The 14,726-nt window shown below is 53.8% G+C and carries 12 protein-coding genes and 1 pseudogene; 6 read left to right on the top strand and 7 right to left on the bottom strand.

Annotated elements, in window-relative coordinates; genetic code table 11:
• Nucleotides 1-290: 290 nt before the first annotated feature.
• Nucleotides 291-1,121 carry a basic amino acid ABC transporter substrate-binding protein gene (locus JUJ53_RS04520; protein ID WP_204150794.1) on the top strand — a complete coding sequence of 277 codons (831 nt, stop codon included), beginning with the start codon at nucleotides 291-293 and terminating at the stop codon, nucleotides 1,119-1,121.
• Nucleotides 1,122-1,306: 185 nt separating this feature from the next.
• A pseudogene (locus JUJ53_RS04515) lies at nucleotides 1,307-2,011 on the top strand (amino acid ABC transporter permease); the annotation flags it as partial.
• Here JUJ53_RS04515 and JUJ53_RS04510 read toward each other — a convergent pair.
• Together JUJ53_RS04510 and JUJ53_RS04505 are read right to left on the bottom strand one after the other, a co-directional pair.
• Nucleotides 2,008-3,846: an AAA family ATPase gene (locus JUJ53_RS04510; protein WP_204150792.1), complete on the bottom strand. Its 1,839-nt coding sequence runs from the start codon at nucleotides 3,844-3,846 to the stop codon at nucleotides 2,008-2,010. The pseudogene JUJ53_RS04515 and the gene JUJ53_RS04510 overlap by 4 nt on opposite strands.
• A 149-nt stretch (nucleotides 3,847-3,995) precedes the next feature.
• The gene (locus tag JUJ53_RS04505) at nucleotides 3,996-4,565 is read right to left on the bottom strand and encodes a pyridoxamine 5'-phosphate oxidase family protein (RefSeq protein WP_204150791.1); all 570 of its coding nucleotides are present in this window, start codon (nucleotides 4,563-4,565) and stop codon (nucleotides 3,996-3,998) included.
• Between the two features lie 453 nt (nucleotides 4,566-5,018).
• Between JUJ53_RS04505 and JUJ53_RS25435 the strand changes: the two genes are divergently transcribed.
• On the top strand, nucleotides 5,019-7,715 hold the full coding sequence (locus JUJ53_RS25435; RefSeq protein ID WP_204150790.1) for a M48 family metalloprotease: 2,697 nt from the start codon (nucleotides 5,019-5,021) through the stop codon (nucleotides 7,713-7,715).
• 72 nt (nucleotides 7,716-7,787) lie between these two features.
• Here JUJ53_RS25435 and JUJ53_RS04495 read toward each other — a convergent pair whose 3' ends face one another.
• Entirely contained in the window at nucleotides 7,788-8,132 is a 345-nt protein-coding gene (locus tag JUJ53_RS04495) for an NAD(P)H-quinone oxidoreductase subunit M (protein ID WP_204150789.1), read from the bottom strand.
• Between the two features lie 138 nt (nucleotides 8,133-8,270).
• Here JUJ53_RS04495 and JUJ53_RS04490 point away from each other — a divergent pair, with 138 nt between their 5' ends.
• A complete protein-coding gene (locus JUJ53_RS04490) occupies nucleotides 8,271-8,438 on the top strand; it encodes a hypothetical protein (RefSeq protein WP_204150788.1) in 168 nt (55 codons plus the stop codon).
• Here JUJ53_RS04490 and JUJ53_RS04485 read toward each other — a convergent pair.
• The 3 genes from JUJ53_RS04485 to lipB all read right to left on the bottom strand — a co-directional run bounded on the left by JUJ53_RS04485 (nucleotide 8,424) and on the right by lipB (nucleotide 11,998).
• Nucleotides 8,424-9,962 (bottom strand): DUF3747 domain-containing protein, encoded by a 1,539-nt coding sequence (locus tag JUJ53_RS04485; RefSeq protein ID WP_204150787.1) that lies wholly within the window; start codon nucleotides 9,960-9,962, stop codon nucleotides 8,424-8,426. The two genes, JUJ53_RS04490 and JUJ53_RS04485, sit on opposite strands and share 15 nt — an antisense overlap.
• Nucleotides 9,963-10,369: 407 nt before the next feature.
• The gene (locus JUJ53_RS04480; RefSeq protein WP_204150786.1) at nucleotides 10,370-10,726 is read right to left on the bottom strand and encodes a hypothetical protein; all 357 of its coding nucleotides are present in this window, start codon (nucleotides 10,724-10,726) and stop codon (nucleotides 10,370-10,372) included.
• 579 nt (nucleotides 10,727-11,305) lie between these two features.
• Nucleotides 11,306-11,998: a lipoyl(octanoyl) transferase LipB gene (gene lipB, locus JUJ53_RS04475; protein WP_204150784.1), complete on the bottom strand. Its 693-nt coding sequence runs from the start codon at nucleotides 11,996-11,998 to the stop codon at nucleotides 11,306-11,308.
• Nucleotides 11,999-12,188: 190 nt separating this feature from the next.
• On the opposite strand from lipB, the gene raiA reads away from it, so the two are divergent.
• The gene (gene raiA, locus JUJ53_RS04470; RefSeq protein ID WP_204150783.1) at nucleotides 12,189-12,809 is read left to right on the top strand and encodes a ribosome-associated translation inhibitor RaiA; all 621 of its coding nucleotides are present in this window, start codon (nucleotides 12,189-12,191) and stop codon (nucleotides 12,807-12,809) included.
• 125 nt (nucleotides 12,810-12,934) lie between these two features.
• Complete coding sequence (locus JUJ53_RS04465; protein ID WP_204150782.1) at nucleotides 12,935-13,606, top strand: GvpL/GvpF family gas vesicle protein; 672 nt, start codon at nucleotides 12,935-12,937, stop codon at nucleotides 13,604-13,606.
• An 85-nt stretch (nucleotides 13,607-13,691) separates the two neighbouring features.
• On the opposite strand, the gene rnhA is transcribed toward JUJ53_RS04465, so the two are convergent.
• Nucleotides 13,692-14,630, bottom strand: a complete 939-nt coding sequence (gene rnhA / locus JUJ53_RS04460) for a ribonuclease HI (RefSeq protein WP_204150781.1) — start codon at nucleotides 14,628-14,630, stop codon at nucleotides 13,692-13,694.
• Between the last annotated feature and the right edge of the window lie 96 nt (nucleotides 14,631-14,726).

The following is a 14,726-nucleotide window of genomic DNA, read 5'->3' as shown; positions in this document are numbered from 1 at the left end:
CGCTGCACTATACTTGCTGCTTCATCCCTGAAAACCTTAAGACAATCAGGATTTTTAGCATGGCTACAGTCCCAGCATTGTAGCAGTTCTACCATACTTAGTCCCATGACATCGCCGTATTGGCTACGAACTGGTTTCAACAAACCCTGTACAATAATCCGATTAATGATCGGATAGTTGACCCTGCTTTTATGCCAGGATCAGGTGCATCGTTAGTTGCGTACACATCACAGAACGCCTTCTGGGAATGCTGTTCTCGTGAAAAAAATGTATAGAAGTGAATGTTGACTATGGTTCGAGTGACACGATTTAGATTTTTACGTCAGTTTTTGCTGGGCTTGGTTTGTGTCGTGATGATCGCCGCCTGTGGGGGCGGTGGTGGTGACACGGGTGCCCCCGCAGATGATGCAGCCGGTGGCGGCAGCGATCTCTTAGTGGTGGCGACCGAGCCAGCGTTTCCGCCCTTTGAGTTTCAAGCTGAGGACGGTAGTCTAGTCGGCTTTGATATTGATCTGATGAATGCCATTGGTGAGGCGGCCGGCTTCGAGGTGGAGTTTCAAAGTCTCCCCTTTGATGGCATTATCCCTGCTCTACAGTCCAACACGGTGGATGCAGCTATCAGCGGCATGACCATTACCGCTGCTCGTCTGGAAACGGTAGATTTCTCCAGACCCTATATTGCGGCTGGGTTGGCGATCGCTGTTCAAGAGAGCAACACGGATATTAATTCCATTGATGATCTCGAAGGCAAGCGGATTGCTGTTCAGATCGGCACCACGGGGGCGGAGACGGCTAACGGCATTCCCGATGCCCAAGTGAGCACCTTTGACTCAGCTCCTTTGGCCCTGCAAGAGTTGTCGAATGGCAATGCTGATGCAGTGATTAATGACGCACCGGTGACCCTAGATGCGATCGCCAGCGGCAATATTCCTGGTCTGAAGGTGATTGGCGAACTGGTGACGGAAGAGTATTACGGTATTGCTCTTCCTAAGGGGTCGCCCAACCTAGAGCGGGTCAACTCTGGCATGGCCACCATTCTTGAGAACGGTACCTATGCGGAGATTTTCCAAACCTGGTTTGGGGCAGAGCCGCCGGAGCTGCCGGAAGAGGCTCCGTTGTAAAACCGTTCTAAATTCGGTTGGTTTGGATTGAGACTGAAGGGGAAAGGTCGAGGCTCGAATCATCTTCAGATTCAAAGACCCATTACGTTTCTGGACATGGGCTCCTAGAGCTTCGACTCCCTTCTACTTACGACACTCATTTTGCTACAACTCCGCCGTTATAAACACTATTCAACACCATGAGACTAGACGTTATTCTAGAGGCCCTTCCCAACCTCTTGGTTGGAGCCGGGATTACCGTTCAACTGACGGCGATCGCTATCTTTTTGGGCTTGATTGGAGGGTCGTTGATGGGGATTGCTCGCCTATCTCCCATTCCAGCGGTGCGGATCATCACTCGCATTTACGTAGATTTCTTCAGAGGAACGCCGCTCTTGGTGCAAATCTTCGTGGTCTACTTTGGCGTACCGTCGCTCATTCAAAGCATGGGTTCCCAATTTAGCTTTAGCCGACCAGCAGCGGCTATTTTGGCGCTGAGTTTGAATGCAACGGCCTATATTGCTGAAATTGTCCGGTCGGGCATTCAGTCTATTGAGCTAGGGCAACGGGAAGCGTCGGAATCTCTCGGTCTGAGTCCTGTGCAAACCATGGGCTATATCATCTTTCCCCAAGCGTTCCGCCGGATCATTCCGCCCTTGGGCAATGAATTTATTACTTTGCTCAAAGATACGAGCTTGGTAGCTATCATCGGCTATGAAGAACTGTTCCGTCGAGGACAGTTGGTTGTAGCGACGAATTATCGTTCCTTTGAGATTTTTGGCACGGTTGCTTTGGTGTATTTGGTGATGGTAGTTGTACTGTCGCAGGGCTTTAGCTGGCTGGAAAATAGCCTGAATCCAGCCAATCGCGGCAAACGTACAAAGTCCACATCGGTGGTGGAAGAAGTCTAGAGCGATCGCTTCTGGAGTTCGAGGGCCAGATGAGCCCGCTCAAAGTCAGCGGTGATAATCGATACCAGGGTAGGATCATCAAGCTGCAGGGCTCGGTAGCGGCGGATGGCTTCTAGGGCAGCTTGGTTGCTTAGCAGGGCTAGGTCTGCGCCGTTCCAATCGGCTGTGCAGGCGGCCCACTGGGCTAGATCGACGTCTTGCAGCGGGCGATCGCTGTTGTGAACCTGCAGGATGGCTAGACGACTGTTGGCATCGGGTAAGTCAATCTTCAGTTGCAGATCTAAGCGTCCAGCGCGCATCAGGGCTGGATCTAAGGCATCAGGGCGATTGGTTGCCCCCACCAACAGCACATTGGGGCAGCCTTGTAGTCCATCCAGTTCGGTCAGAAGTTGCCCCACAACGCGATCGCTGACGCCGGAATCACCGTTAAATTTACCTCGCGCTGGAGCTAGGGTGTCCAGTTCGTCCACGAAGATGACGCAGGGCGCTGCTTGGCGAGCTTTGGTAAAGAGTTCTCGCACCGCTTGTTCTGCTGCCCCCACCCAGCGGCTGAGTAATTCCGGGCCATTCACGGCAATGAAGTTAGCGCGGGCCTGGGAGGCGATCGCCTTGGCCAAAAGCGTTTTCCCGGTTCCTGGTGGCCCCCAGAGCAAAATTCCTCGGGGCGCAGTTGCCTTGGTGCGGGCATAGAGTTCGGGATAGAGCAGGGCTCCCTCAACAGACTCCTGCAGCCGCTGCTTCACCTCCTGCAAGCCACCAATGTCATCCCAGGTTGTATTCGGGGATTCTACTTCCACCGACCGCAAAACGGCAGGACGAATCTCGCGGAGCGCCTGCAGGAAGTCGTCGTGGGTGATGGTCATGGTGTCGGGAATGGGAGCGCTCAAGGTGGGTACCTGTCGCCGCAGGGCGGAGTAGGCGGCTTTCTGGCAGAGAGCTTTTAGATCGGCACCGACCATGCCTACCCCGAGGTCAGCGATCGCCCCTAGATCTACCGATGCATCCAACGGCATAGCGCGGGTGAGGATGGTGAGGATGTCTAACCGACCATCCCGATCCGGCACCCGGAACTGCACCTCGCGATCGAAGCGGCCAGGACGACGCAGGGCGGGATCGAGGTGATCTGGGCGATTGGTTGCTGCCAGGATGATCACGCCTTCGGTTTTAGCAAAGCCATCCATGAGCCCCAAAAGCTGGGCCACGAGACGCTTTTCCACTTCTCCTTCCACCTTGGCGCGATCGGGCGCGAGGCTGTCGATTTCATCAATGAACACCAAACAAGGAGCCGATCGCGCCGCTTTTTCAAAGATGCTGCGCAGACGAGCTTCAGCCTCGCCGTAATATTTGCCCATCACTTCGGGGCCAATAATCGCGATGTAGTTGACGCCTAGCTCATCGGCGATCGCTCTTGCGGTTAAGGTCTTCCCGGTTCCCGGCGGCCCAACCAGGAGGACACCCCGAGTTGGCTCTAGGCCTAGCTTCTTCAATAAGTCGGGACGCTTCAGGGGAATTTCGATCAGCTCCCGCAATTCCCGCAGCACCTCACCCAGACCGCCCACATCTTGCAGGGATGCGTCGGGCAGATCAGGACTCTCCGAATCATCTCCGGGTGGCGGCGTCACCAAAACGCGATCGCCTTCATCCTCGCCCCCGCTGGAGGGGGTGCGAATGCGACTGGTGCCGATATCGTTCGGCATATTGCCCTGGCGAGGAATGCTGCTCATCGAACGGGAGTTGATGCGGATATCCGTCTTGAGTTCGCCCTTTTCGGCCTTTTCCTCTAAGGTCTTTGCCAATTCCAGCAGTTGCTCGAAGCCTTTGAAGAGATCGTTCATGCTATTGCTCTGCTCGGTGCGTCCAGTATAGCGAGTGAAAAGATGGAGTGTCCTAGGGAATCGCCATAGCAGCGCTGTAGACCAGCCGGGCGGTTCTTTGCATCCATACCAGTCTTAGAATGCCCCATCCGGATCGCAATCCATCGAGGCTAGGGAGAGTCGGAGGGCGATCGCCCAGCCAGGGGCGTGGGTAATCCATCAATGCTGACCCGATTTTTTTGCTGTTGATAGGCCTCCAAGCCCTCAACGCCCTTTTTAGCAGACCACTGCACCAGGGAATCTCGCTGTCCGTCATAGCTAAGGAGCGGTACGCCTTGCCCACAGGAGGTTTGGATGCGATCGAGATCGACCGTAATAATCTGTCGCATACCTGGAATTTCAGGGAACAGCGATCGCTTGGCATCCCAATCGGGGGTGCCAGGCAACAGGGTTTGCCCGGTTCCATAGAGGCGTAGGATCATCGGCGCTCCCTGAAAGGCGCAAAACATAATTGTGATCCGTCCGTTTTCTTGAAGATGGGCCGAGGTTTCATTGCCGCTGCCGGTGAGGTCGAGATAGGCAACGCGGGTGGGTGACAGAATGCGAAAGCTATCTAGCCCTTTGGGAGAAAGATTAATATGTCCGCTATCAGATAAGGGGGCAGTAGCCACGAAAAACAGCGACTGTTGCTGAATAAAGTTCTGGAGATTCTGGGTAATCTGATCAAATACTTTGGCCATGAGTCCTGAGTCCGTCGATGGTTGTACAGGTCAAAGGAGGCACTACCCTTGGTGGATCAATGCTGCCATCATCCTATCTCGATTCAGGATATTGACAATTTCGTAACATTCGCGAGGTAGGGATCTAGACCATGGGCTAAGGTCTAGGCGCACGTCATTTGCGAGAGCTACCAGGCGATCGCCCCATTGTCACGGTTCCAACCCTGGTGATGGACAAAGCGTTTTGCGTGGGCTGGGTTGAGTAACGGGAAACCCAAAACCAGCTTAGATTCCGTTGGCTGACGCTAATGCTACCCCAACCTGCAAGAGCGTCAGGATCCCAGGAGCTTGTTCATCCATCAGCGACTCATTTACATCTATTTATACAGATTATACCGATCTACCCATAGTCAGAGTTCCAGGTCAGAGTTCTAGGTCAGAGTTCCAGGGGACGTCCCCTCTAGGAGGTTAGTTGTGTCAAAACGTTCACAGCGATCGCGCTGTTCATCGCGTCACGGTTGGCTGGGCATCGCCTTGATCGCCATCGCCTTAGCATGGTGCTTGGGCAGTTGGGGCAGTCGTAGCCTCGCCCAAGATTGGGAGGGTGACGAAGGGTATGACTATGATGCACCCTATGCCTATTTATCCGTGAATAGCACCGATTTAGAGTCGGTTTCTCTATATCTCGCGGTGAATCTGCCCCTATCAGACGCTGATCAAGACGCCTTGGGGGCAGAAGAGCAGGCGATCGCTGACCAACTTCCCCAACGGCTCGATTGTGCTGCTTCTGATGTCACGGTGGACGCGTGGGACGGCTGGTCAACGATCACAGTCAATTGTCAGCGTCCCACTAGCCCTCTTAGTTCCTGGCAATCGATCATCACCCTGAATCTCTCTGCCCTTGAAGAACCGCTGCGGGCCTTGGAGATCACTACGCTGCAGGTGGGGGTGTATGGAACGATTGGCCAGCTCGTGATGACGCCAGCCTTGGGCGATCGCCTTGGATATGCTGGCTCTACGGCATACAACACCGTCTTAGATCTCTCGGACTTACCCGAAACGCTAACGCTACAAATAGGCTACCGGACATCCGCTATTGTCCTGCAGGCTGGTCTAGGGATCGCTCTCATCTTGCTACCCCTTGGGCTCATCCTCTGGATGCGACACCATGCCTTGCAGGTTGCGCCCGATCGGGCGGCTACGACGTGGTTTAGCTATCAATATTGGCTGGGATTGCTGAGTTCTGCCGTTTGGATCGGTTGGCTGGTGCTATTGCTGAGTTTCGATACGCTGACGATAGTTAGTTTAATCGGCGATCGCTGGGCATGGTTATCGTCGGTTTGGGGCACCAATTTGATGTTGATTGCTCCACCCCTACTGGTGAATGTCCTCAGCTATGCTCTGTCCTATCCTGTCTTTCGGAACATCGGGCAGCAGGACTGGAGCCGGTTTGAACTCATTCAGCAAAGTCTTCTAGGCCAGATCCAGATTCTTCTACCCCTGATGTTTTTGATAGCGGGCATACGAGACTTGTTTGCCGGTGCCTTTCAGCTAGGGGTGGTGTGGATGATCCTGGCTGTGGTCAGTCGATTGGTGCTGATGCAGTGGTTGATGAAGTCTCAAGACCTGACGGTGCAGTCTCTGACCATGGGAGATCTACGCGATCGCATTTTTGACTTGGCAAAACCTACCGGCGTGAAGCTCAACCAAGTTTATATCCTGCCTAGGGGACGTAACAAGATGGTCAATGCTTTTGCGCTGCAGGGCGGCCAGGTGATGTTTACCCAGTCATTGCTGGAGCAGCTCACCAAGGATGAGGTGGATGCCGTCGTGGCCCATGAACTGTCCCACTTGCAGTATGGTCACCACCAGTCGCTCCAGGGATCCTGGCTCTGGGCAGCCATGGGCTGTGGTTTGATCACGTTTATGATGTCCACGCTGGTGCTACCGGGTTTTCCCTGGCTGCCGGTCACCGTTGTGGTCTCACTGCTCACCTATTACCTCACCTCCCGCCGATATGAGCATCAGGCGGATGTGCAGGCCGTGTTGCTCACGGGCAATCCTAAGGCGATGATCACCGCCTTGGTTAAACTAGCGCAGTTCAACCAAATGCCGCTGGAATGGGGCAAACGACAGGAGCTTTTGCTCACCCATCCCTCCATGCGGCGACGGGCCGAAGCGATCGCCTCCCGCTACGACGTTTCGCCCGAACATCTGGATGAATGGCTAGCAGAATCGGATGAATCGCCAGACACCTACTCCCTGCCCACGGCGGTGACCGATGCCGTGCCGATCTTCTCCACGGCCTTTAAGCAACGGGTGATCACTCGCCTATCCCTTTCGTTGCTGCTGGCTCTCACCCTAACGCCGACCCTGGCCGCCGTTCTGATCAACACTTGGCAACTCACCGGCGGTCTTGCCTGGCTGGGCATGATCTTGGGGGCGATCGCCACCGTTGGCGTCATGCTGGCGGTGCTCAACTGGATACCGCTTCTGGGGTATCGCAACCTAGAGCAGCAGCTAGGAGAACGACTGCAGAACCAAGGATTGCCGATCGATGCCTGGGGTGGTCGCTTTGTGGGCCTATCTCCCGGCGCAAATCCTCGCATCTATGAGGGATTCTATAACTGGGATCTGGGCTTTGTCTGGTGGGTGGGCGATCGCCTCTACTATGCCGGAGAGCAAACCCGCTTTTGCCTACAAGCCAATCAGATTACCCAAATCCAGCGCCGTCCAGGTATCCAGGGCTGGTGGCGATCGCCCACGGTAGGTCTCTATTGGCAAGACGGAGAGCAGGCAGGAGTATTCACCCTCGTGCCCACATCCGTGCGATCGCTGCGACAGATCCCCCCAGCCGTCCGCCAATTTCAGCGCGATCTAGAGGCTTGGCAAAGTCAGCCTACCCCATCTCCCCTACCGGAGGAGTTAGGTTCATGGACAATCCCGCAAATAGGTGAAGTAACCAGTCAAAAGCTTGCCGAGGCTCTTACGGTCAATCAAGTCCTTAGCTCTTTTGTCACCCTAAGCGTCACTGCATTGGGGCTGTCTGTTCTCACCCAGCTCCCCTTTGGATGGAACCAGGTAGGGGCTTGGTATGTGGTTGGCACAGCGCTCCTAGGGTCAATCGTGCAACTCTTTCCCCTGTTACGCCAGCGCCGCGCCTCCTCCTAGGTAGGATTTCTGCAGGAGCATCACCCTTGGGCTCCATACTCCCAGATGCTGCGTGACCGACAGGCGATCGCTCTAATGGGCAGCCTTGTCCACCACTTGGGGTAGACCCAGGCTATAGTTCCGGGCGCGGCTTTGCAGATTGTAGGAAATGTCGCCGGCTTGGAGGAGCGATCGCACAAAATGTTCTAGATCCGAACCAATGCGTCGCAGGTTGTAGTCGGTTAAATCTTGACCTTCGCTGGCGTCTACCAATGCCTGAAACTTTTCCTGAACGGCTTGGATCGCGGCATCTGTCCAGTTCAATTCGTTATCAGGATCAATATCCAGGGTTAATGTATCGGCACTAGGATTGAGGTCTTTGCCATCAACCGTGGCGCTAAAAATACGGATATGGCGAGTCGTGGATTTCAGTAGCATAGGGCTGATGTCTAGACAGGGTGTTCATCGGGGCCGGGTTGACGGACTCTTGCCTGGCGATCGCCTACGGGAATGAATGCTCGTGCAGCTCCCAGAGGAAGGTCGATCAACCCACCAGAATCTCTTTTCATCTTAGCGGTGAACGGTCTCCCAGGGCGATCGCCTTGGGCAGAATGGAGCAAAAACCCTGATCCTGGGCCCATCCCAGAGCGATCGTTCCCTGAGCGCAGTCGTTGGCGTAGCCGCCCCAAAGGGGCTAGGGAACGATCGCTTCAGCATACTGGTAGCTTCCTAAAGCTGCTCTAAAATTCCCCGAGCGATCGCTTCAGCAATCCGGGTTTGAAAGGCACTATCCCCTAGGCGAGGTGCATCTTCAGAACCGGTGACAAACCCCACTTCCACTAACACCGACGGCATGGTGGTTTGGGTAAGCACATAGAACCGGGCTTGCTTCACGCCGCGATCGCGCATTCCCGTGGCGGAAATCAGGTTGGACTGAATCGATTGGGCTAGCGATCGCCCACTGGAATAGTAGAAGGTCTCGATGCCGTTGACATCAGGACGACTCATGCTCAAGGCATTGGCATGAATACTGACAAAGAGATCCGCATTGGCCCGCTCGGCGCTGGCGACACGGGGGGCTAAGTCCAGTTCGCGATCGTCGCTGCGGGTCATTTGGGTTTGCACACCCTGCTGCTCTAAGAGGCTGGCCACCTGCAGCGAAATGGGCAGCACCACATCTTTTTCCTGTAAACCGCTAATGCCCACAGCTCCTGGATCACGACCGCCATGCCCCGGATCAATCACCACCAGCGATCGCGATGTGGGCACTGGCAAGGGTGTCGTGGGGGTAGGGGTGGGCGTCGGTTGCGGGGTGGGGCGTGGGGTCACTTGGCTTAGATCGATGCTGGAGCGTACTAAGCGAGCGCTGAGGTTATTTTGAATGAGCTGCTGCTGTAGAGAAGCGGCCCGATCGCGCTCCCGGAAAATACCCGCCTGCATGACGCTGTAGCCATCCACCACGGTGCGAAACGAATCGGGGGCGAGTTGCTGGAGACGGGTCTGCTCTGCCGGCGTGGCCACCGATACTAAGACTTGGTAGCTGCGGGTGCTGGTGAGCGATGCTTCGGGCAGGGTTGCTAGATTGCCGGGAACTGTCACCGTCGTGCCGGGAGTGGGACTGGGAGACGGGGTCGATGGTGTGGAGGTTTGGGGCGGTGTGGGTAGGGTAGGACGGGTGGCGGTGGATGTCCGTCCTCCAGCTTCCGCAATTAAAACATCGAGATTGCGATCGTGGGTGATATAGATATGCCCGAGGGCTTGACCGTTATAGGTGCGCCTTGTCAGTCGCCAGCCAGAATTGAGTTGAATTTCCGCAAATTCATTCGTGACGCCGTTTGTCCGCCCAATTTCTAGGGAAGGGGAAGTGCGATCTTGGTTGGGCACTGCCATTAACACTAGGTCATTACCTTGGCGCGTTACTTGCAGGCCATAGCGCCAGCCCAGATCTTCATTGCCCACCCGCACGGAATAGCCATTGCTGTCTGTGCTGCGACCACAAATGCCGCTGAAGTCAAAATCCAGCAGCAGAGGCGTTACCAACGTGGGTGAACTGGACTGGGTTGACCAGCAATCGCGGCGATCGCTGATTTGCTCCAGAATTAACAATTGGTGTCTGCTTCCACCCGCAAACGGGGCCGCAACGGTCACAAATCGATCGGCGTTTACCTCCTGCTGGGTAAATGTTGCAGCGATCGCAGGTCGTCCAGTTGATGCCAATAATCCCAATCCCAATGCACCTGCAAGATGCAGCCATCGTTTCACGCTCATAGGTCTCTTGATTCCATCTGCGAAAGGCTTAAGTGTGAAGAAACCGTGGCGTGGTCATCAGTCCGTTACGTTGCTCAATCTAAGGAACGAAGTCTATCGGCTGACACCACACCACGTGTTTTAACCGCAAGGTGTAGCTCTCACTCACACGCTTATATCGCCTGAGACGGTGGGGGTTTCCGAGAGTTTCACCTCCTAGACCGGCTTTTCAACTGGCACATCTTCTACGCTGGAAAGGGAATCAAGAGACGGATGAAGCTAGCAGCTCCCCATGCTAATTGACACCCAACCCAAGACTCCGGTGTGGAAACAGCACCTAGAGCATGAGATTGAGTGTCAATTAAAGGTTAGTTAAGACGAGGGCGATCCCTTTAGCAGGGGAATGGCTAGCCTCTAGCAGGCGCTAGCTAGATGATTTGACCAGATTGAGACACGAGGATCTCATGGACAGAGGACATGGTGTGGGGAAGCCGAGCTCGTCCACGAACGGTAATCTCGTATTGACGCTGTCTGTACTGATTGCTGGAGACCGAGTATTCAGGATTCGTGACCCAGGTAGCGCGCACAAGACCCAGACGTTCCAGCTTGATGAGAGAGGCATACACCGTAGCGATATTTTCAGATAAATATTGCTCTAGCGCTACGGGAGACTCACTAGCACAGTCTAGGGTCTTGAGAACAGAGATTTCTAGAGGCGTCAGGGCTCGGTGGCGATCGCTCAATGCAGACACCCATGATTGAATAGACGTAATTGCCGTTTTCATGCGACCTCTTCAGTTAATATAAAATGCTTGCAGAGATAAAAGCGTAATAGAGAAGTATTACTGTGCTTACTATCTCACGCGTCCTAAGACCATTGCTTCAGTGGCATTTCGGAAGTTTTGGGTTCACTCGTTAAGCTTCTTCCCTGATCATACGTGTGAATCAGGAGAGAGGCTTATTCTTCTCGCAAAGAAACTGCAAAGCTTTCATGAATTCTTGGTTTGACGAATGTTCCGCATATTTACGAGATAAGCTAAAGCTATCGCCCGCACCTCCTGGTAAATATGCTGATGTTTCTGAATTGCAAGATGATTGGCGCTAGCGAACCGTGAGCGAGACGCTCACCCTTCATTCACCATCAAGGTAGTGGGAGCATCTTGCTCCCACTCCGATGTCATGCATGCGGCAACGCCAAGATCCTGGAATGGAGAATCCAGGTGGCTCAGCATCTTCCTGTGGCATTCTAGGGAGCGATCGTTCTCCTTAGACCTCGCCATCAGAGCATATCAGCGCTATCAAACCTCGCGTGGCACCCCGGATAGTGGCAAAGACGAGGGTGGGTCGATCTAGGTTCCCAACCGTCAAGCGGGCGGCAGGGGCACGGGCAACAGCGGCAGGGTATCTGTGGGCCATAGCTCGACATGAAAGATCTGGCTGAAGGCTTGCTTCACCTGCTGTTCGACCAAGCTGTACTGAATATCCGGTAGCCATTCTGCCAAACTGCCCACGGGTCTATCCGTAATTCCACAGGGGACAATGTGCTGAAAACCATGAAGATCGGGGCAAATATTCAAAGCAAAGCCATGCATAGTAATCCAGCGGCTCACTTTAATACCAATGGCGGCTACTTTTCGTCCTTCCACCCAAACCCCCGTCAACCCTTCTATACGATGACCCTCAAGTCCTAGGGGAGCGATCGCTTGGATGATCACCTCTTCTAGCTGCCGCAGATACCAATGTAAATCGGGGGTGTGGTGCTGCAGATTGAGGATGGGGTAGCCCACCAGTTGCCCAGGACAGTGGTAGGTGACCTCGCCGCCGCGCTCGATGCGCACGAGGGGCACGCCCTGCTGCTGCAGCTCAGCTTTGACAAACTCCATGGAGGCTCCCTGGCCTAGGGTGTAGACCGGTGGATGCTGGAGCAGCAGCAGCACATCATGATGATCAGGGTGCTGGCGACGATCTGCCACGAGCGATCGCTGCCATTGCCAGGCCACGTCGTAAGGAACTAGACCAGGAGAATAGAGCCAACAAGGACGGGACAGCGATCGCATACACTCAACTCACAAAACAGTGGACAGACTGCGACGAAAAGCAAGGGTAAACTACACATATTTCATCGCAAATGGAGAGAAATTAGTCAAGAATTGTCACAGGTTGCAAAAGATTTTTAACCCTGCTGTTGTCCAGAATACAAAGTGTTAGGGTGAACATATAACCCAAATTCTCGCGGGAGGAAGCTTTATGAAGCTTGTTATCCAGGGCAAAAATATCGATATCACTGATGCAATTCGTGAGTACGTACATCAGAAGATTGAGAAAGCCGTCAGCCACTTTCAGAGCTATACCACCGAGGTAGATGTTCACTTATCAGTGGCGCGCAACCCCCGGATAAATCCTAAGCAAACCGCAGAGGTGACAATCTATGCAAATGGTACCGTTGTTCGCGCTGAAGAGAGCAGTGAAAACCTCTACGCCAGCATTGACCTCGTAGCCAATAAAATTGCTCGTCAGCTCCGCAAGTATAAGGAGAAAATCCAGCACAAGACTCGTACTCCCGTCAAAGCGGCTGAGGTGTTGCCAGAAATTACCGTATCGGATGAACTCTTGGCAAATCGAGATGTTCAGCTACCGGAGGAAGTTGTGCGAACGAAATATTTCGCCATGCCGCCGATGACGGTGCATGATGCCCTCGAACAACTTCAGCTTGTTGACCACGACTTTTATATGTTCCGCAATGCCGACACCGATGAAATTAACGTCATCTATGAACGCAACCACGGTGGATATGGGTTGTTGCAGCCCCGCAACAACAATGGTCACGTTACAGGCAAACTGGCAGAACTGGCCCATCAATCTCCGTAGGTGAGGTGATTGCCCAGCACGTTAGGTGACAACGATCTACAACACCTAGAATAAACTGTAGCTTTGGGGTGCCTTGCATCCCAAAGTTTTTTTATTGCTTAAGGAGCCGTTTAAGGAGCCTACTTATGTATGTTTATGCATTTCTCAAGACTCCCACCACGGCCTTGGAGTTGCCGGAAGGATTAGCCAACTCTCTGCAGCTCGTGGAACAGGGGGCTTTATCGGCGGTTGTTGAGAGTCAGCTTGATCCAGACACTATTCGCGCTGGGGATGAACGCTTTCAACTCCAGGCGATTTTGTCCCACGATCGCGTCTTGCAGGATCTGTTTCAGCAGGCAGATGTGTTGCCAGTGCCTTTTGGGACTTTTTTAGTATCGTTAGATGCCCTCACACAACACCTTGCGGCCCATCAAGAGGTTTATGTTGCCAAGCTACAGCAGGTGATCCACAAGGCAGAATATACCCTCAAAGCCCAGCTTCAGCCCTTGGTTTTAGAGGAGTTGCCGGAGTCAGCCAAGGGGAAAGATTACTTCCTGGCAAAAAAACGTCGCTATCAACAGCAGGAAACCTATCGCAACCAGCAGCAGGCGCAACTGGCGGGTCTGTTAGAAGCGATCGCTCAACTTGGCTGCCCCTATCACCACAGTGAACCCAAAGACGGTGTAGAACGCATCCACATCTTGGGCGATCGCGATGATCATGGTTATCTCCAGCAGCAGGTTGAGCAATGGCAGATCGATTGCCCACTCTGGGAGCTATCTCTGGGAGCAGCTCTGCCTCCTTACCATTTTGTGTGATCTATGAATGTCACCGATTGGCGTGACGGATTGATGTGATGGATTGATGTGATCGATTGATGTGGACTGGGGGGCGATCGCTGACTTAATCAACCCGCTCTAGCTGCCAGAGAATTTGGTTGCCCTCGCGCCGCACCCGCGACACCACCCAGTTTCGCCACACCCAGTTGTCACCTCGGCTGGTGACCGCACTGGCATTGACATCCATCAAGTCGGCCAATTCAGCGCTGGTAATCAGATAGCCTTGCTTGGCAATTTCGTCTGCCATATGCAACGTTTCCACCGTGTTTTGGAGTTGGACGACTCGTAGTTCACGCGGGAGATTTTCAGATGGGTCGTTGTATGCTGCTGAGGAAGAGTCTGCCATGGTGCGCTCAGGTGGAAAGGATTGAGCAATTGTGCTACTGGATTGTATCGTTTCTTCTCGCTCTACGGCAGTGTTTTGGGCCTCAATTCTGTCATCATTCAACAATTTGTGAACTTTTTTAAGGGTTTTGTCAGGTTTTGTAGGGGTTTTCGGCTCAGCCGTGGTCATCAATCGATCATCTTGGGTCATCTGGGGCGATCGCCCCAGGGAAAAGGCTCGGGCAATCACGTCACAGCGCTCATTGCCTTCGTTGCCGCTGTGGCCACGCACCACTTCCCAGCGTAGCGGGCGGGTGAGCTGTTGATTGACCTGTTGGTGTAGCTCATCTAGGGTTTCCCATAGGTCTTGGTTGACCACGGGTTTGCCGGTGGAGGTTTTCCAACTCTTGTTTTTCCATCCCTTAATCCAAGCGGTAATGCCCTTTTTCACATACTCACTATCGGTGTAGAGGGTGACGGTGTCGGTTTGCCCTGAAGATAGTAATAAATCTAGCGCCGCGATCGCCCCTTGGATTTCCATGCGGTTGTTGGTGGTGTGGGCGGCGGCACCACCCAGCTCATGGACGCCGCCACCGACGAGGTAAGCGATCGCGGCCCATCCGCCCGGCCCTGGATTTCCGGAGCAGGCTCCATCGGTATAGAGAGATTCAATGACCATGCGTTTATGTGTTGTTGGCTGTGGGTCATCCTACCGCAGCTTTTGCAAATTTGACGGGGGGCGTTGATATTCCTGGCATGATATGTAATAATTCAA

The sequence above is a fragment of the Leptolyngbya sp. CCY15150 genome (assembly GCF_016888135.1).
Classification (GTDB): Bacteria; Cyanobacteriota; Cyanobacteriia; order RECH01; family RECH01; genus RECH01.
Note: the sequence above shows the minus strand (reverse complement) of the source record. Positions and strands in the feature narration are given on the sequence as shown.